This window comes from Xanthobacter sp. 91 (assembly GCF_000702385.1).
In the GTDB taxonomy this organism is placed as follows: Bacteria; Pseudomonadota; Alphaproteobacteria; order Rhizobiales; family Xanthobacteraceae; genus Xanthobacter; species Xanthobacter aminoxidans.
The window spans coordinates 1,972,035-1,988,835 of sequence record NZ_JNIB01000001.1 but is presented as its reverse complement, the minus strand read 5'-3'; the positions used below and the strand labels follow the sequence as shown (position 1 = coordinate 1,988,835).

Annotated in this window: 16 protein-coding genes; 12 read left to right on the top strand and 4 right to left on the bottom strand. The window is 69.9% G+C overall.

Going from position 1 to position 16,801, the window contains the following annotated elements; translation table 11 throughout:
* Positions 1–69: 69 nt before the first annotated feature.
* Genes A37E_RS0109485 through A37E_RS0109475 form a run of 3 tightly spaced genes read left to right on the top strand, consistent with a single transcriptional unit; the run spans position 70 to position 3,004 of the window.
* Complete coding sequence (locus A37E_RS0109485) at positions 70–870, top strand: (Fe-S)-binding protein (protein WP_029556374.1); 801 nt, start codon at positions 70–72, stop codon at positions 868–870.
* Complete coding sequence (locus A37E_RS0109480; protein ID WP_029556373.1) at positions 867–2,321, top strand: LutB/LldF family L-lactate oxidation iron-sulfur protein; 1,455 nt, start codon at positions 867–869, stop codon at positions 2,319–2,321. Before A37E_RS0109485 ends, A37E_RS0109480 begins: the two co-directional genes overlap by 4 nt.
* A complete protein-coding gene (locus A37E_RS0109475) occupies positions 2,321–3,004 on the top strand; it encodes a lactate utilization protein (protein WP_029556372.1) in 684 nt (227 codons plus the stop codon). The genes A37E_RS0109480 and A37E_RS0109475 overlap by 1 nt, the downstream gene beginning before the upstream one ends.
* Positions 3,005–3,052: 48 nt before the next feature.
* Here the strand turns inward: A37E_RS0109475 and A37E_RS26855 are convergent, their stop codons facing one another.
* Complete coding sequence (locus A37E_RS26855; protein ID WP_156026274.1) at positions 3,053–3,190, bottom strand: hypothetical protein; 138 nt, start codon at positions 3,188–3,190, stop codon at positions 3,053–3,055.
* 411 nt (positions 3,191–3,601) lie between these two features.
* On the opposite strand from A37E_RS26855, the gene A37E_RS25255 reads away from it, so the two are divergent.
* Positions 3,602–4,291 (top strand): thioesterase domain-containing protein, encoded by a 690-nt coding sequence (locus A37E_RS25255; protein WP_197022949.1) that lies wholly within the window; start codon positions 3,602–3,604, stop codon positions 4,289–4,291.
* A gap of 232 nt (positions 4,292–4,523) precedes the next feature.
* On the opposite strand, the gene A37E_RS0109460 is transcribed toward A37E_RS25255, so the two are convergent.
* From A37E_RS0109460 to A37E_RS0109450, 3 genes are all read right to left on the bottom strand, one after another.
* On the bottom strand, positions 4,524–4,841 hold the full coding sequence (locus A37E_RS0109460; RefSeq protein WP_029556370.1) for an AzlD domain-containing protein: 318 nt from the start codon (positions 4,839–4,841) through the stop codon (positions 4,524–4,526).
* A complete protein-coding gene (locus A37E_RS0109455; RefSeq protein ID WP_245279303.1) occupies positions 4,831–5,559 on the bottom strand; it encodes an AzlC family ABC transporter permease in 729 nt (242 codons plus the stop codon). Before A37E_RS0109455 ends, A37E_RS0109460 begins: the two co-directional genes overlap by 11 nt.
* A 290-nt stretch (positions 5,560–5,849) precedes the next feature.
* Positions 5,850–6,797, bottom strand: a complete 948-nt coding sequence (locus A37E_RS0109450) for a LysR family transcriptional regulator (protein WP_029556368.1) — start codon at positions 6,795–6,797, stop codon at positions 5,850–5,852.
* A 154-nt stretch (positions 6,798–6,951) separates the two neighbouring features.
* Here A37E_RS0109450 and A37E_RS0109445 point away from each other — a divergent pair, with 154 nt between their 5' ends.
* The 8 genes from A37E_RS0109445 (at position 6,952) to A37E_RS0109410 (ending at position 16,794) form a co-directional block, all read left to right on the top strand.
* Positions 6,952–8,460: an FAD-linked oxidase C-terminal domain-containing protein gene (locus A37E_RS0109445; protein WP_029556367.1), complete on the top strand. Its 1,509-nt coding sequence runs from the start codon at positions 6,952–6,954 to the stop codon at positions 8,458–8,460.
* A gap of 33 nt (positions 8,461–8,493) precedes the next feature.
* On the top strand, positions 8,494–9,705 hold the full coding sequence (gene glcE / locus A37E_RS0109440) for a glycolate oxidase subunit GlcE (RefSeq protein ID WP_029556366.1): 1,212 nt from the start codon (positions 8,494–8,496) through the stop codon (positions 9,703–9,705).
* 49 nt (positions 9,706–9,754) lie between these two features.
* Positions 9,755–11,074, top strand: a complete 1,320-nt coding sequence (gene glcF / locus A37E_RS0109435; protein ID WP_029556365.1) for a glycolate oxidase subunit GlcF — start codon at positions 9,755–9,757, stop codon at positions 11,072–11,074.
* 146 nt (positions 11,075–11,220) lie between these two features.
* Positions 11,221–11,856 carry a thiamine phosphate synthase gene (gene thiE / locus A37E_RS0109430; RefSeq protein ID WP_029556364.1) on the top strand — a complete coding sequence of 212 codons (636 nt, stop codon included), beginning with the start codon at positions 11,221–11,223 and terminating at the stop codon, positions 11,854–11,856.
* Positions 11,857–11,954: 98 nt separating this feature from the next.
* Complete coding sequence (aceB, locus tag A37E_RS0109425; RefSeq protein WP_029556363.1) at positions 11,955–13,565, top strand: malate synthase A; 1,611 nt, start codon at positions 11,955–11,957, stop codon at positions 13,563–13,565.
* Between the two features lie 338 nt (positions 13,566–13,903).
* On the top strand, positions 13,904–14,812 hold the full coding sequence (locus tag A37E_RS0109420) for an NAD(P)-dependent methylenetetrahydromethanopterin dehydrogenase (RefSeq protein ID WP_029556362.1): 909 nt from the start codon (positions 13,904–13,906) through the stop codon (positions 14,810–14,812).
* A gap of 91 nt (positions 14,813–14,903) precedes the next feature.
* On the top strand, positions 14,904–15,896 hold the full coding sequence (gene mch, locus A37E_RS0109415) for a methenyltetrahydromethanopterin cyclohydrolase (RefSeq protein WP_038192817.1): 993 nt from the start codon (positions 14,904–14,906) through the stop codon (positions 15,894–15,896).
* 1 nt (position 15,897) lies between these two features.
* Positions 15,898–16,794 carry a RimK family alpha-L-glutamate ligase gene (locus A37E_RS0109410; protein ID WP_029556360.1) on the top strand — a complete coding sequence of 299 codons (897 nt, stop codon included), beginning with the start codon at positions 15,898–15,900 and terminating at the stop codon, positions 16,792–16,794.
* The last annotated feature ends 7 nt before the right edge of the window (positions 16,795–16,801 follow it).

Sequence of the window (16,801 nt, the reverse complement as noted above, 5' to 3'; positions counted from 1 at the left end):
TCGCGGTGCTATAGAGCCGTTCCAATCAGCGGCGGGCGCTCCCGCGCCCGATCCAACGCACGGGGCATCATGACCGCGCACACTTCGCCCGATGGGGCGCGCCACCTGCGGGTGGGCCTGTTCTGCACCTGCCTCGTGGACACCATCCGCCCCTCGGTGGGCTTTGCCGCGGCGAAGCTGCTGGAAGATACCGGCTGCGAGGTGGCCGTGCCGCCGCAGACCTGCTGCGGCCAGCCCGCCTTCAATTCCGGCGACCGCGCCACCACACGGGCGCTGGCGGAAGAGATGATCGCGGCGTTCGAGACCTTCGATTACGTGGTCGCCCCCTCCGGCTCCTGCGCTGGCATGATCAAGACCCACTATCCCGAGCTGTTCACCGGCGAGCCGGACTGGGCCGGGCGGGTGGAGCGCTTCTGCGCCAAGGTGTTCGAGCTGACGTCCTTCCTCGTGGACGTGCGCGGCGTCACCTGCGTCGAAGCCGCCTATGACGGCACCGTCACCTATCACGACAGCTGCTCGGGCCTGCGCGAGCTGGGGGTGAAGGCGCAGCCGCGCCTCCTGCTCTCCTCGGTGGAGGGGCTGGCGCTGGAGGAGATGAAGGACGCCGACACCTGCTGCGGCTTCGGCGGCACCTTCTGCGTGAAATATCCCGACGTCTCCAACGCCATCGTGGAGAAGAAGTCCGCCAACATCGCCGCCACCGGCGCGGATACGCTGCTGGCCGGCGATCTCGGCTGCCTCATGAACATGGCCGGCAAGCTCCAGCGCGAGGGCCACGCGGTGCGCGCCCTCCACGTCGCCGAAGTGCTCGCCGGCATGGGCAACGCACCCGCCATCGGCGAGCCCGCCGCCCGGGAGGCGAAACGATGAGCGTCGAGATCACCACCCCCCGCTTCAAGGACAATGCGAAGAAGGCGCTGGCCGACCTGCCGCTGCAGGGCGCGCTCTCCAAGGTCGGCCCCGGCTTCATCGGCAAGCGCGCGGCGGCGGCCGAGAAGCTGCCGGAGTTCGACGCCCTGCGGGACTCGGCGCGCGACATCAAGAACCACACGCTGGCTCACCTCGACCTTTATCTCGAGCGCTTCGAGGCCAAGGCGAAGGAAGCCGGCGGCCATGTGCATTTCGCCGTGGATGCGGCGGACGCGCGGGCCATCGTCACGGACATCTGCAAGCGCCTCGGCGCGAAGACCGTGACCAAGGGCAAGAGCATGATCTCGGAAGAGATCGGCCTCAACGACCATCTCGCGGCGGCCGGCATCCAGCCGGTGGAGACGGATCTGGGCGAATACCTCATCCAGATCCGCGGCGAGGCGCCCTCCCACATCATCGCCCCCGCCATCCACCTCAACAAGGATCAGGTGGAAGCCGATTTCCGCCGCGTCCACGCCCATCTGCCCCCCGAGCGCGACCTCTCCGAGCCCACCTCGCTGCTCGCCGAGGCGCGGGGCGAGTTGCGCCAGAAGTTCCTGGCGGCGGACGTGGGCATCACCGGCGCCAACTTCCTGGTGGCGGAGACGGGCACCTCCATCATCGTCACCAACGAGGGCAACGGCGACCTCACCCAGACCCTGCCGAAGGCGCACATCGTGCTCGCCTCGCTGGAAAAGCTGGTGCCGACGCTGGAGGACGTGAGCCAGATTCTGCGCGTGCTGGCCCGCTCGGCCACCGGGCAGGACATGAGCGTCTACACCACTTTCTCCACCGGCCCCCGCCGCCCCGGCGATCCGGACGGGCCGGGCGAATATCACGTGGTGATCCTCGACAACGGCCGCTCGTCCATGCTCGGCGGGCAGTTGCGCGAGGTGCTGCGCTGCATCCGCTGCGGCGCCTGCATGAACCATTGCCCGGTCTATCATGCGGTGGGCGGGCATGCGTACGGCTGGGTCTATCCCGGCCCCATCGGCTCGGTGCTCACCCCGGCGCTCATCGGCGTGGAGAAGGGGCGCAACCTGCCCAACGCCTCCACCTTCTGCGGCCGCTGCGAGGAGGTGTGCCCCATGCGCATCCCTTTGCCGAAGCTAATGCGGCACTGGCGGGAGAAGGAATTCGAGCGCCACCTCACCCCGGCCACCCAGCGCTTCGGCCTTTCCGTGTGGGGCTTCTTCGCCCGGCGCGGCTGGCTCTACCGGCCGGCGACGCGGCTCGCCATGGGCGCCCTTTCGCTTCTGGGGCGGACCAAGGGGCGCTTCGCCGCCCTGCCCCTTGCCGGCGGGTGGACGCAGCATCGCGATTTCCCGGCGCCGCAGGGCGACACCTTCCAGGCCCAATGGCGCGCCCGGCAGGCGGAGCGTCGCGCGGCTTCAGGACAAGGGGTGCACTGATGAGTTCGCGCGACACCGTCTTCGCCTCCATCCGCGCTGCGCTGGGCGTGACCTCTCAGGAGGCACCGCGCCGGCAGGCGGTGGCGGACCGCATCGCCTCGCATCCGCGCGGCGTCATCCCGGCGCGCGGGCAGTTGCCGGAGGCTGAACGCCTCGCTCTGTTCCGCGACATGGTGATCGGCGCGGCGGCGACCATCGATCACCTGGCCTCCACGGCCGAGGTGCCGGAGGCGATCGCCGCCTATCTCAGGTCGCGCAACCTGCCCATGACCATCCTGCGCGGCGCGGACGACCGCCTCGCCGCTTTGCCGTGGGAGCGCGCCCCGGCCCTCGACGTGTGGATCGGCCCCTCGGACGGGCGCCAGCTCGCCGGCCTCTCCCACGCCTTCGCGGGCACCGCCGAATCAGGGACGGTGGTGATGCTCTCCGGCCCGGAGAACCCCTCCACCCTCAACCTGCTGCCCGACCACCATCTGGTGGTGGTGGACGCGGCCGACGTGGCGGGGGACTACGAGAGCGTGTGGGACTTGATCCGCGCCCGCTATGGCGAAAGCGTGCTGCCGCGCACGGTGAACTGGATCACCGGCCCGTCGCGGTCCGCCGACATCGAGCAGACCCTGCTGCTCGGCGCCCATGGTCCGCGCAGCCTGCATGTGCTGCTGGTGGGCGGACCGACGCGCTGAGAGGGTTGACGGAGCGGCAACCGCGAACGGGCTGCAGCGAGCGCCGGCTTATTGGGTCAGGCGCGACGCCCAGATGCCCAGCGCCACCCCCAGCGGCACGGCGAGGAAGATCGCCAGCGCGACGGTGAGGAAGCCGCCGAACATGCAGCCCATGATGGCGCCGGAGATGGCTGAAAACACGGCCACCAACAGGATTCCCCCGGGTGGGCGGCCCGGCTGGACCTGAGGGTCTGACGGCAACGGCTGGACCGGTTCGCCCCTGCCCCGCCGCAAGCCATCCTGGCAGAAAATGGGCCATGACGGCGCCAGCGCGCTGATCTGCGCACCGCCAGCCGTTCCAATTGCGAGCACTCGCACGACTTCGTCCTCACCTGACTGAAGGGAAGTAATTCGAGGCTACCACAACTTCAACGGTACAGTACACTGAGTTCCTCGCAAAACGCGAATTTACCTCCGCGGCCGGCGTGATGCAGGCGCGACACGGGGCGGGAAAAAACGTCACCCCCGACCGCGCGCATGTGCCGGATAAGCAATCCGGTATTGCCCGTCCGTCATTTTGGCGGCAGTACTCGGTCACTTTTCAGCAATGGTGAGACAATGAAAGTTGGCTTGCGCTTCGTCCGGGCGCTGTTTGCAGCGGTCGTCGTCCTCTGCGTCGCCCAGCCGGCGCTGGCCCAGCAGAACCGCGGCCATGTCTACCTTTTGCGGGGGCTCGCCAACGTCTTCTCGCTGGGCATGGACGACCTTGCCAAGAAGCTGAACGCCCGCGGCATCCCCGCGACGGTGCACGAGTACGGCCAGTGGGCGTCCCTCGCCGACGCCGCCGCTGCAGAGAGCCGGGCCACCGGCAATTCCCCCATCATCATCGTCGGCCATTCCCTCGGCGCCGATGCGGCGGTGGAGATGGCCGAGCGCCTCACCGCGCTGGGCACCCCGCCCAAGCTGGTGGTGACCTTCGATCCGGTGGGCGTGACCCAGGTGGGCGCCTCGGCGGGCTATTTCGTCAACTACTACCAGTCCAACAACGGCTACGGTAAGCGCCTGACGGCCGGCCCGGGTTTCCGCGGCAATATCGTCAACCGCAACCTGAACGCCATCGGCGGCATCGACCACTTCAACATCGAGAAGTCGCCGCGCCTCCATGACGAGGTGATCACCCAGGTGCGCTCCATCACCACGCCGCGGCCGAAGCCCAAGCCCAAGCCGGTGGACCCCTCCGTCGCCCCCGGCGCACCGGCCACCGCCCCCGGCACCCAGGCCGCGGCGAAGCCCGGCGCGCCGGGCTGAGGGACGGATTTTCGGATGAGGAATCAGCGGCGGGCTTCGGCCCGCCGTTTTCGTTTGGGGCGCCCCTCCCCTTCAGCGCCGTCATCGCCCGCCTCGTGCGGGCGATCCACGGATGGTCTGAAGCGGTGCCTGACGTCCCAGATGGGACCGGCGGGCCGGCGGATCCCCTGGATGAACCGGGGGATGGCGGCTCCATGGGCTGGGAGCGCGGACCAGATCGACCGCCGCCGACCTACCCCCAGAACGCCCTGATCCCCGCGGCCACCGCCATGGCCACCACCACGGCGAGGAGGTCGCTGCGGGTCAGGCGGGTGACGACGAGGGCGGCGGCGAGTCCGCCCAGCATGCCCATGTCGCCCTTCACCGCGCCCTGAACGGCGCCGGGCACCAGCAGCGCCACCAGCACCGCGCCGGGCAGGCAGTCCAGCACCCGGCGCACGCGCGGCGTCACGGGAACGAGCCGCATCAGCCAGAAGCCGCCGGCGCGGTTGAAGGCGGTGGCGGCCGCCATCACGAGGATGGCGGTGAGGGTGCCGGCATCAACGGTCATCGTCGGTGAACCCGCCTGCGAGCGCGCCCGCGACGGCGCCGATCACGATGAACCACCAGCCCGGCAGCACGAACGACACGGCGGTGGAGACCGCCGCCGCCACGCCCCAGCCGACCGCCTCGCGCTTGCCCTTCCAGTTGGGAAGCAGCATGGCGATGAAGAAGGCGGGCACCACCAGGTCGATGCCCACCGCCTTCGGATCGGGAATGCCGCCGCCCACGAGGTGCCCCACCGCGGTGGCCAGCACCCACACCACCCAGGTGATAAGCCCGGAACCGACGAAGAAGCCGGCATCGCTGCCGCCCTCGGCGCGATAGCGCAGGGCCCCGGCCCAATTGTTGTCGGCCATCATCATCAGCGCCGGATAGGACTTCCACGCCGGCAGGGTGCCGAGCCAGGGCCGCAGCGAGGCGCCCATCAGCACGTGGCGCATGTTCACGGTCATGGTGAGGAAGCCGAGCGCCAGCAAAGAACCGGCGGTCCAGTGCTGGGTCCAGCCTTCCAGCGCCACCATCTGGGCGAGGCCGGCGAACACCAGCGCCGAGGAGAGCGTCGCCTCCAGCAGGGTGAAGCTCTTCTGGATGGAGGCGGCGCCGAAGGCCATGCCGAAGGCGGCGATGCCGGGCATCAGCGGCAGCATGGCGCGGGCGCCTTCCGCCATGCCGGCGAGGGTGAGGGGAACAGGAGGGGGCTTGGTCATCTTGAGCGGGGCAATCAACAGTCACGTCGCGGCAATGCCGCCCTTATGAACGCGCCCACTGGAAAGGCCAACCCGATTTCCGCTTGTCGGAGGAGGGGGGAGTGGGGCTCCCGTGTCCCCGGGATGCGCGCGTGTCCCAACAACAACCGTCATGGCCGGGCTTGTCCCGGCCATCCACGTGGTGGGGCCGGGGTCAGGTCTTCCTCCATCGCGCCATCGGCCCGACGTGGATGCCCGGCACAAGGCCGGGCATGACGGTGGTGATAATTCACTGGGCGCAACAACACCTTGGCAGCCCGTCCCGCGCCTCAGCCCTGCGGCTCCGGCTCGAACAGGCGCGAGAGGCCCTCGTCCCAGGGCGGGATGCCGCCGTGGCCCTGGCCGTAGAGGGCGGCGAGGTGGTCGATGAACACCCGCACCTTCTGCGGCAGGAAGCGGCGGGAGGGATAGACCGCGAACAGCCCCACCCGGTGGGAGGCGCGCCAGCGCGGCAGCACCACCTTCAGCGCGCCCGAGCGCAGTTCCGGCCCCACGTCCCAGGTGGAGCGGAGCGCGATGCCCACCGAGGCGAGCACCGCCTCGCGCACCACCTCGTTGGAATTGGTGCGCAATTGGGAATGCACGCGCAGCGTCACCGCCCCCTCCGGCCCCTCCAGCTTCCACGGGTCCTGCCCGTGGGTGGCGAGGAGAACGTGGGCGGAGAGTTCGGAGATCTGTTTCGGCTCGCCGGCGCGGGCGAGATAGTCCGGCGTCGCGCACAGCACCCGGTGGACCGGGGCGAGGCGGCGGGCGACGAGGCTGGAATCGTCGAGGTCGGCGATGCGCACCGCCACGTCGAAGCCCTCGCCCACGATGTCCACGAAACTGTCCGACAGTTCGAGGTCGATGGTGAGGTCCGGGTTCGCCTCCATGAGTGGCAGGAGGTTCGGCGCGATGTGCAGCCGGCCGAAGGAGGTGGGCGCCGACACGCGCAGCAGGCCCCGCGCCTCGGTGGACTTGCGGGCGAGCTGGCTTTCCGCCTCCTCGATGGAGGCGAGGATGGTCACGACCCGCTCGTAGAAGCCCTGTCCCGCCTCGGTGAGCGCCACCTTGCGCGTGGTGCGCTGGAACAGCCGGGCGCCAAGCCGCTCCTCCAGCCGCTGCACGCGCTTCGACACCACCGGTGGGGACAGCCCCATTTCCCGCCCGGCGGCGGAAAGGCTGCCGGCGGTGACGATGCGCGCGAAGATTTCAAGGTCGCCCAGATTGCCGATCATCGATCGACGCTCCTCCTGGCCGGGGGACATGCGCCGGCCGATTGTTTTGTCTTCGGGCCGCGACTTTATCCGTCAGGGAAAGAATGGGCGACGTTTTTTCCCGAATGAACCGATTATAGTTCCTCCAACAAGAACGGCTCAAAGGGACGCCGACATGACGGGAACCACTCCGGGCCTCAGGCTGCCGGAAGCGGATGCTCGGGTGCTCGCCCGACGGGAGGAGATCATCGCCGCGCTCCGGGCCATCGTGCCCGGCGAGGGCGTCATCGCCCACGAACGGGAGATGCGGCCCTACGAATCCGACGGCCTCACCGCCTATCGCCAACTGCCCCTCGTGGTGGTGCTGCCGAGCACCACCGAGCAGGTGGCCGCCGTTCTCAAATATTGCCACGACAACGAGATCCGCGTGGTGCCGCGCGGCTCGGGCACCTCGCTCTCGGGCGGCTCCCTGCCGCTTCAGGATGCGGTACTGCTGGGGCTCGGCAAGTTCAACCGCGTGCTCGACATCGACACCGCCAATCGCGCCTGCGTGGTGCAGCCGGGGGTGACCAACCTCGGCATCTCCAAGGCGGTGGACCATCTCGGCTTCTATTACGCCCCCGACCCCTCCTCGCAGATCGCCTGCTCTATCGGCGGCAATGTGGGGGAGAATTCCGGCGGCGTGCACTGCCTGAAATACGGCCTCACCACCAACAACGTGCTGGGCGTCGAGATGGTGCTCATCACCGGCGAGATCGTGCGCTTCGGCGGCAAGCATCTCGATGCCGGCGGGCTCGATCTTCTCTCCGTCATCATCGGCTCGGAGGGACTGCTGGGCGTGGTGACGGAAGTCACCGTGCGCCTTCTCAAGAAGCCGGACACCGCCCGCGCGGTGCTGGTGGGCTTTCCCACCTCCGAGGATGCGGGCGAGTGCGTGGCGCGGATCATCGGCGGCGGCATCATCCCCGCCGCCATCGAGATGATGGACCGCGACGCCATCGCCGCCGCCGAGGCCTTCGTGAACGTGGGCTATCCCCTCGACGTGGAAGCCCTGCTCATCGTCGAGCTGGACGGCCCGGAGGCGGAGTGCGCCCACCTTCTGGAGGAGGTGACGCGCATCGCCGAAGGCTGCAATTCGGTCACGCTGCGCGTCTCCACCAGCGAAGCGGAGCGGCTCGGCTTCTGGGCCGGGCGCAAGGCCGCCTTCCCGGCGGTGGGGCGCCTCTCGCCCGATTACCTCTGCATGGACGGCACCATCCCGCGCCGCCAGTTGCCCTATGTGCTCTCGCGCATGCGCGAACTCTCGGTGCAGTACGGCCTGCGCGTCGCCAACGTGTTCCACGCGGGTGACGGCAACCTGCACCCGCTCATCCTCTATGATGCGAACGCGCCGGGCGAGCTGGAGGCGGCGGAGAATTTCGGCGCCGACATCCTCAGGCTGTGCGTGGAGGTGGGCGGTGTGCTCACCGGCGAGCACGGCGTGGGCGTGGAGAAGCGCGACCTCATGCCGACCATGTTCAACGAGGTCGATCTCGCCCAGCAGCTGCGGCTGAAATGCGCCTTCGACGACAAGAGCCTGCTGAACCCCGGAAAGGTGTTCCCCACCCTGCACCGCTGCGCCGAAATGGGCCGCATGCACGTGTCGGGCGGCACGCTGCCGTTCCCGGACCTGCCGCGCTTTTAGAGCGCGCGCCTTCACCTATCCAGGGCCCAGATCATGAGCGACATCATCGCAGCGCGCGACGAGCAGGAGGTCGCGGAGGCGGTCCGCACCGCCCTCGGCGCCGGCAAGACGCTGGAAGTGCGCGGCCATGGCTCCCAGCAGGCCCTCGGCCGGCCGAGCCAGACCGACCTCACCCTCGACCTCTCCGCCCTCTCGGGCGTCACCCTCTACGAGCCGGAGGAGCTGGTGCTCTCCGCCCGCGCCGGCACGCCCCGCGCCGACATCGAGGAGATGGTGGCGGCGCGCGGGCAGATGCTGGCCTTCGAGCCCATGGATACCGGGCCGCTGCTCGGCGGCACCGCCGGGCGGGGCACGATCGGCGGCATGTTCGCGGTGAACCTTGCCGGCCCCCGCCGCATCAGCCACGGCGCGGTGCGCGACCATGCCCTCGGCATCAAGGCGGTGTCGGGGCGCGGCGAGCCGTTCAAGTCCGGCGGGCGGGTGGTGAAGAATGTCACCGGCTACGACCTGCCCCGCCTGATGGCCGGGGCCTTCGGCACGCTGTGCATCGCCACCGAGATCACGCTCAAGGTGCTGCCGCGTCCGCCCATGGAGGAGACCGTCATCGCCCGCGTCGCCTCGCCGGCCGAGGCGGCGGCGGCGCTCTCGGCGGCCATGGGCTCGTCCTGCGAGGTGTCCGGCGCCGCCTTCCTGCCCGAAGGCGTGGCGGGGCGCCTGCCCGGCCTGTCCGGCTCCCCGGCGCTGGTCGCCCTGCGCATGGAAGGCGTGCCGCCCTCCGTCTCCGCGCGGCGCGCCATGCTGCTCAAGGTGCTGGCCGGCATCGGCCGGGCCGAGGTGCTGGAGACCGAGACCTCCCGCCCCCTGTGGCAGGCGGTGCGCGACGTGATCCCCTTCGCCGGCTCGGGCGAGCGGGCCGTGTGGCGCCTCTCCACCCAGCCCAAGGCGGGGCCGGAGCTGGCGGCGACGCTCGCGGCCGACCTCGGCGGCGAGGCCTATTGCGACTGGGCCGGCGGCCTGATCTGGCTCTGCCTGCCGGGCGAGGCCGCCCATGCGGACCATGTGCGCGCCGCCCTCGCCCCCTTCGGCGGTCACGCGACGCTCATTCGCGCCAGCGCGGCCGAGCGCGCCCGCACCGCGGTGTTCCAGCCCCTCGACGGGGCGCTGGCGGCGCTGACCAAAAGGGTGAAGGAGAGCTTCGACCCCGGCCTGGTGCTCAATCCCGGCCGCATGCATGCGGGGATGTGAGATGGCCCGCACCCCCGTCCCCTCGTTCCTCCGTCACGGCTGAGCGCCCATGCAGACCAACTTCACCCTCGCCCAGCTCGCCGATCCGCATGTGGAGGCGGCCAATTCCATCCTGCGCAAGTGCGTGCATTGCGGCTTCTGCACCGCCACCTGCCCGACCTACGTGCTCCTGGGAGACGAGCTGGATAGCCCGCGCGGGCGCATCTACCTCATCAAGGACATGCTGGAGAACGACCGGCCGGCGACGCAGGAGGAGGTGAAGCACATCGACCGCTGCCTCTCCTGCCTCTCCTGCATGTCCACCTGCCCCTCGGGCGTGAACTACATGCACCTGGTAGACACCGCCCGCGTCCATATCGAGAAGACCTATTCGCGCCCCGCCGCCGACCGGGTGATCCGGGAGGTGCTGGCCAAGGTGCTGCCCTATCCCGACCGCTTCCGCCTCGCCCTCATGGGGGCGCTCGCCGGCAAGCCGTTCGCCGGGCTGTTCGCGAAAGTGCCGGCGCTGAAGCCGCTCGCCGCCATGCTGCGCCTCGCCCCCGGCCTGCCCCATGGCCGCGCGGCGGATGACAAGGGCGGCATACATCCCGCCCACGGCACGCGCCGGGCGCGGGTCGCCCTGCTCAAGGGCTGCGCCCAGCCGGTGCTGAACCCCGGCATCGACGAGGCCGCCATCCGCCTCCTCACCCGGCAGGGTGTGGACGTGGTGCGGGTGAAGGGCGAGGGCTGCTGCGGCGCGCTGGTCCATCACATGGGCCGGGAGGAAGAGGCGCTCGCTTTCGCCCGCAACAATGTGGACGTGTGGATCAGGGAGATGGAGACCGAGGGGCTCGACGCCATCCTCGTCACCACCTCCGGCTGCGGCACGCCCATCAAGGATTACGGCTACATGCTGCGCCTCGACCCCGCCTATGCGGAGAAGGCGGCGCGGGTCTCGGCCATCACCCGCGACATCAGCGAGTTTCTGCCCACCCTCGATTTACCCAAGGCCGAGACGCCGCGCGGGATGCGCGTCGCCTACCATTCCGCCTGCTCGCTCCAGCACGGGCAGAAGGTGAAGACGCCGCCCACGGACCTGCTGCGCCGCGTCGGCTTCGAGGTGGTGGAGCCGTTCGATCCGCACCTGTGCTGCGGTTCGGCGGGCACCTACAACATGCTCCAGAGCGAGATTGCCGGGCAGCTCAGGGACCGCAAGGTCGCGACGCTGGAGGCGCTGGCCCCCGACGTGATCGCCGCCGGCAACATCGGCTGCATGACGCAGATCGGCTCCGGCACCGGCATTCCCATCGTCCACACGGTGGAGCTGCTGGACTGGGCCACCGGCGGCCCCGCCCCCGCCGCTTTGGCCGGACGGGCGAAAGCGGCCTGAGGATTGTTGCCGATTGGGCAAAGACGCATGTGCGATGCGGTCAATAGACCTTCGTCGCATGCGACGTTTCGCACCGAAGCGCATTGAGATAAGGGAGCGGGGCGGCTTACGCTGCGCCGCAGCACGCCCGCACCCGTGAGCCAAAGATGTCCCGTCCCTTCGACCTGACCCTGTACCTCGTCACCGACCCGCGCCTTGTCGCGGCGCGGGGGCTTGTGGCGACGGTGGAGGCGGCAGTGAAGGGCGGCGCCACCCTCGTGCAATTGCGCGATCCCGACGCCCACGGCCGCGCTTTAGTGGAGCAGGCCCGCGCGCTGAAGGCGCTGCTGGCGCCGCTCGCCATCCCGCTCATCATCAACGACCGGGTGGACGTGGCGGTGGCGGCGGATGCAGACGGCGTGCATCTCGGCCAGGACGACATGGCCCCCGCCGACGCCCGCGCCCTTCTGGGGCCGGAGCGCATCCTCGGCCTCTCCGTGGGCAATCCGGCGGAATTCGCCTCTTCCGACATCGGCGTCGTGGATTATCTCGGCGTCGGTCCGGTGAAGGCCACCGGCACCAAGAAAGACGCCGGCGCCGCCATCGGCGCCTCCGGCGTCACGGCGGTGCGCGCGCTCACCCGCCTGCCCATCGTCGGCATCGGCGGCATCGACGGCGCGCTGGCCGCCGAGGTCATCCGGGCCGGAGCGGACGGGGTGGCGGTGGTGTCCGCCATCTGCGCCGCCCCCGATCCCGAACACGCTGCGCGCGCGCTTCTTTCGGCCGTCACGGCTGCGCGCTGACGCATTCCATCCCGCCCCGGGGCTGCCACGGCCTCGGGACGGTTCCCGCCTGCGGCGACGCCACGCGCTTCAGGCTCCTCTCAAGGAGACCCGACATCATGTCGTCCCCTGCCCTGAAGACTGCCCCCACTGCGGGCGTCGAGATCACCGGCGCGCTCGGCCCCCGCTTCGACGAGATCCTCACCCCCGAAGCGCTGGCCTTCGTCGCCGACCTGCACCGCGCCTTCAATCCCACCCGCAAGGCCCTGCTCGCCCGCCGCGCCGAGCGCCAGGTGGCGTTCGACGCCGGCACGCTGCCCGACTTCCTGCCCGAGACCAAGTCCGTCCGTGACGGCGACTGGACCATCGCGGACCTGCCCGCCGATTTGCTCGACCGCCGCGTCGAGATCACCGGGCCGGTGGACCGCAAGATGATCGTCAACGCGCTGAACTCCGGCGCCAAGGTGTTCATGGCGGACTTCGAGGATGCCTCCTCCCCGGTGTGGGAGAACATGATCGAGGGCCAGATCAATCTGAAGGACCGCTGGGCCGGCGCCATCGACTTCGTCGACGCCAACAACGGCAAGTCCTACAAGCTCGGCGCCACCCCGGCCGTGCTGATCATCCGCCCGCGCGGCTGGCACCTGCCGGAAGCCCATGTGCTGGTGGACGGCGAGGAAATTTCCGGCGCGCTGTTCGACTTCGGCCTCTACGTCTTCCACAACGCCAAGGCCGCGCTGGCGCAGGGCTCGGGCCCCTATTTCTACCTGCCGAAGACCGAGAGCCATCTCGAGGCCCGGCTGTGGAACGAGGTGTTCGTCGCCGCGCAGAAGGCGCTCGGCCTGCCCGTCGGCACCATCAAGGCCACCGTCCTCATCGAGACGCTGCCCGCGGTGTTCGAGATGGACGAGATCCTGTTCGAGATGAAGGACCACATCGCCGGCCTCAACCTCGGCCGATGGGACTACATCTTCTCCTTCATCAAGCGCCTCGGGAAGAACGACCGCTTCCTCACGCCCGACCGCAGCCGCATGGTGATGAGCGAGGCTTTCCTGAAGGCCTACGGCATCCTCCTCGTGCGCACCTGCCACCGCCGCAACGCCTTCGCCATGGGCGGCATGGCCGCGCAGATCCCGGTGAAGGGCGATGCGGAAGCCAATGCCGCCGCCTTCGCCAAGGTGAAGGCCGACAAGGAGCGCGAGGCCAATTCGGGCTGCGACGGCACCTGGGTGGCCCACCCGGACCTCGTGCCGGTGGCCATGGAGGTGTTCAACCGCCTGATGCCCGCCGCCAACCAGCGCGACGCCAAGCCCAGCGACGTGGCCGTCACCCGCGACGACCTGCTGGAGGTGCATCAGGGCACCCGCTCGGAAGCCGGCCTGCGCGAGAACATCCGCGTCGGCGTGCAGTACATCGAGGCATGGCTGCGTGGCCGTGGCGCGGTGCCGCTCTACAACCTCATGGAAGATGCGGCCACCGCCGAGATCAGCCGTGCGCAGGTGTGGCAGTGGATCCACCTCGGCGCCACGCTGGACGACGACCGCACCGTGACGCCCGAGCTGTTCCGCGCCCTGCTGGACGACGAGATGGCGAACCTGCGTTCGGTGCTCGGCCCGGAAGTCTATGATTCCGGCCGCTTCCCCGAGGCCATCAAGCTGTTCTCCGACATGACGCTGGCCGACAGCTTTGAGGAATTCCTCACGCTGCCCGCCTACCGCCTGATCGCCTGAGGGCTTTCCCTTCCGACACCCACACCGCCGTCATCGCCCGCCTCGTGCGGGCGATGACACTTGCGTGCCCCCCGTCCGCGTGTCCGTGTCGCAGGCCATCGCAGCGCAACGACGCGCAAGCCGCCGCACCGCGCCCTCCCGCGCAAAACCCGTTCCGCATTGCAGCAACGATTCCTGCTGCGCGGGAAACGGCAGGGCTTGCGCCGTCCCTCCACATGATTAAACAATCCCTCCATTGACTTGCGTGCGGGGAAACAACCGCGGCGTTCCTTCAGCTTCCTCTGAAGCTTAGGGGCGAAGCCACCCGCTTATGTTTCCCTTTGGCACGGAGCTGACCCATGGCGGATTCCGCCTCTATTCCCCCCATTCTCCACATCATCACGCCGCTCGCGCATGTGAGCCCGTTCGACGTGAACATGGCGGCCGATGCCGGCTATCTCACCATCGCGCAATACTCGCGGGTGAAGCCGGAGGAAGTCCGCGACCTGACGCAGGACATGATGTTCTCGCGCGCCCCGCAGGCGGCGCCGCGCACCGGTCTGTTCATCGGCGGCAAGGATGCCGCGCTCGCCTTCGACATGGCCAATGAGGCGAAGGCCTCCATCTTCCCGCCCTTCGAGATTTCCATCTTCCCCGATCCGGCCGGCTCCTTCACCACCGCCGCCGCCATGATCGCCAAGGTGGAGCAGGCCCTGGTGAAGGTCCGCGCCGACGGCCTCAAGGGCGCCAAGGTGCAGATCTACGGCGCCACCGGCGTGGTGGGCTCGGTGGCCGCGGTGATCGCCGCCAGCGCCGGGGCCGACGTGACCCTCGTCAGCCATCGCGAGGTCGCCGCGGTGGAGGAGAAGGCCAGGGACATCAAGGCCCGCTTCGGCCTCGACGTCTCCTGCACCGCCGCCGTGACCGACGCGGACAAGGCGGCTTTGGTGCCCTCGGCGGAAGTCATCCTCGCCACCGGCAAGGCGGGCGTGCAGATCCTCAACGCCGCGCACCTCGAAGCCGCGAAGAACCTCATCGTCGCGGCGGATGTGAACGCCGTGCCCCCCGCCGGCATCGCCGGCATCGGCGCCCACGATGCGGCGGCGCAGCTGCCCCACGGCATCGGCATCGGCATCGGCGCGCTCGCCATCGGCAATCTCAAATACGCGGTGCAGCACACCCTGCTGAAGCGCATGTGCGAGACCACCACCCCGCTCTTCATCGACCTACCGGTGGTGTTCGAGCTGGCGAGAACCCTGGACGCCTGAGCCCCATGCGCACGATCATCTCTTCTCCCCGCCGGCTCCGCGCCTGCTGCGCGGGGATCGCCGCCGTTTGCCCCGCGCGAGAGGTGCGGCCATGACAAAATCTCACGCCCTCGCCGCCGACATGCCCCTTCCCGGCGGCATCAGCCTCGCCCATCAGGTCGCGCCCCTCGTGGAGGCGCTGGTGGCCGACGCCATGCAGCTGCGGCTCGCCGTCTCCACCGGCCCGCTCGGCTGCCGCATCGTCGATGCCGGCATCTCCGTGCCCGGCTCGCTGGAGGCCGGTCGCCGCATCGCCGAAATCTGCCTCGGCGGCCTCGGCAAGGTGGCCCTCGTGCCCGGCGGGCGCTTCTCGCCCTTCGACACGCTGGTGAGCGTCACCACCACCGATCCCGTCACCGCGTGCCTCGCCAGCCAGTATGCCGGCTGGAGCCTCGCCCACGGCGACTTCTTCGCGCTGGGCTCCGGCCCCGGCCGGGCCATGGCGGCGGTGGAGCCGCTGTTCGCGGAACTCGGCTGCCGCGACCATGGCGATCATGTCGCTCTGGTGCTGGAGACCGGCGTCGCCCCGCCCGCCGAGGTGGTGCAGGAGGTGGCGAACCGCTGCGGCGTGGCGCCCACGGCCGTCACCTTCATCCTCACCCCCACCTCGTCGCTGGCCGGCACGGTGCAGATCGTCGCCCGCGTGCTGGAAGTGGCGCTGCACAAGGCGCACGCGCTGCACTTCCCGCTGGAGCACATCGTGGACGGCATCGGCTCCGCCCCCGTGGCGCCGCCCTCGCCGGATTTCCTCACCGCCATGGGCCGCACCAACGATGCAGTGCTCTATGGCGGCGACGTGCAGCTCTTCGTGCGCGGCTCGTCCGAGGCCGCGCAGGACCTCGCCAAGCGCCTGCCGTCGCTGGCCTCGCGCGACTATGGCCGGCCGTTCGGCGAGATCTTCGCGGGCTATGACTGCGACTTCTACAAGGTGGACCCGCTGCTGTTCTCCCCCGCCCGCGTGACCGTGACGGCCATGGAGCAGGGCACGAGCTTCACCGCCGGCGGCTTCGACGCCAACCTCATCGCCCGCTCCTTCGGGGTGTGAGGTGGCCGGCTTCGTGATCTTTGCCGAGCGGGTGGACTGGCACACCCGCTCGCTGGTGGCTGCCCTGAAGGCGCGGGGCGTGAAACCCCGCATCGTCTCGCTGCGCGCCTGCGGCTTCGCCGTGGGCGAGACGGCGCACGGCCTGCTGCTGCCCGGATTCGGCGACGATCTGCCGGAGGCCTGCTTCGTGCGCTCGGTGCCCGCCGGCACGCTGGAGCAGATCACCCACCGGCTCGGCGTGCTGCACGCGCTGGCCGCGCTGGGGGTGCGGGTGATGAACGATGCCCGCGCCATCGAGCGCTGCGTGGACAAGAGCGCCACCACCTTCCTGCTCGCCCATGCCGGCCTGCCGACGCCGCGCACCCTCGTGCTGGAAGAGGCCGCCACCGCTCGCATGCTGGTGGACTCAGCCCCCGGCGACAGCGTGCTGAAGCCCCTCTTCGGCGCGCAGGGTCGGGGACTGGAGCGCATTCCCCCCAAGGGCGCGCTGCCGGAGCCCGAGGCGGTAGGCGGGGTCTATTACCTGCAGGATTTCGTGGCGGCGCCGGCCCAGAGCGGGCCGGATGCCGTTCACGAGGATTTCCGCGTGTTCGTGGTGGGCAGCCGCGCCGAGGCGGCCATGGCCCGCCGGGCCAAGGGCTGGATCACCAACATCCACCAGGGCGCCACCGGCGCCGAGGTGGCGGCCGAGGGGCTTCTGGCGGATTATGCGGTGCGCGCGGCCGCGGCCGTGGGCGCCAGCTATGCCGGGGTCGATCTCATCCGCGATGCGGAGGGGCGGCTGAAGGTGCTGGAGGTGAATTCCATGCCGGCGTGGCACGGCTTGTTCGACGCCACCGGCCGCAACATGGCCGAGCCGCTGGCCGCCTGCCTCGTGGGCGAGACGGTGAGCGCCTGACCGGCGC

What these genes read in the sequence shown, in the direction of transcription:
- A37E_RS0109485 (WP_029556374.1), top strand. Translation starts at nt 70, where the DNA reads ATGACCGCGCACACTTCGCCCGATGGGGCGCGCCACCTGCGGGTGGGC.
- A37E_RS0109480 (WP_029556373.1), top strand. Translation starts at nt 867, where the DNA reads ATGAGCGTCGAGATCACCACCCCCCGCTTCAAGGACAATGCGAAGAAG.
- A37E_RS0109475 (WP_029556372.1), top strand. Translation starts at nt 2,321, where the DNA reads ATGAGTTCGCGCGACACCGTCTTCGCCTCCATCCGCGCTGCGCTGGGC.
- A37E_RS25255 (WP_197022949.1), top strand. Translation starts at nt 3,602, where the DNA reads ATGAAAGTTGGCTTGCGCTTCGTCCGGGCGCTGTTTGCAGCGGTCGTC.
- A37E_RS0109460 (WP_029556370.1), bottom strand. Translation starts at nt 4,841, where the DNA reads ATGACCGTTGATGCCGGCACCCTCACCGCCATCCTCGTGATGGCGGCC.
- A37E_RS0109450 (WP_029556368.1), bottom strand. Translation starts at nt 6,797, where the DNA reads ATGATCGGCAATCTGGGCGACCTTGAAATCTTCGCGCGCATCGTCACC.
- A37E_RS0109445 (WP_029556367.1), top strand. Translation starts at nt 6,952, where the DNA reads ATGACGGGAACCACTCCGGGCCTCAGGCTGCCGGAAGCGGATGCTCGG.
- glcE (WP_029556366.1), top strand. Translation starts at nt 8,494, where the DNA reads ATGAGCGACATCATCGCAGCGCGCGACGAGCAGGAGGTCGCGGAGGCG.
- glcF (WP_029556365.1), top strand. Translation starts at nt 9,755, where the DNA reads ATGCAGACCAACTTCACCCTCGCCCAGCTCGCCGATCCGCATGTGGAG.
- thiE (WP_029556364.1), top strand. Translation starts at nt 11,221, where the DNA reads ATGTCCCGTCCCTTCGACCTGACCCTGTACCTCGTCACCGACCCGCGC.
- aceB (WP_029556363.1), top strand. Translation starts at nt 11,955, where the DNA reads ATGTCGTCCCCTGCCCTGAAGACTGCCCCCACTGCGGGCGTCGAGATC.
- A37E_RS0109420 (WP_029556362.1), top strand. Translation starts at nt 13,904, where the DNA reads ATGGCGGATTCCGCCTCTATTCCCCCCATTCTCCACATCATCACGCCG.
- mch (WP_038192817.1), top strand. Translation starts at nt 14,904, where the DNA reads ATGACAAAATCTCACGCCCTCGCCGCCGACATGCCCCTTCCCGGCGGC.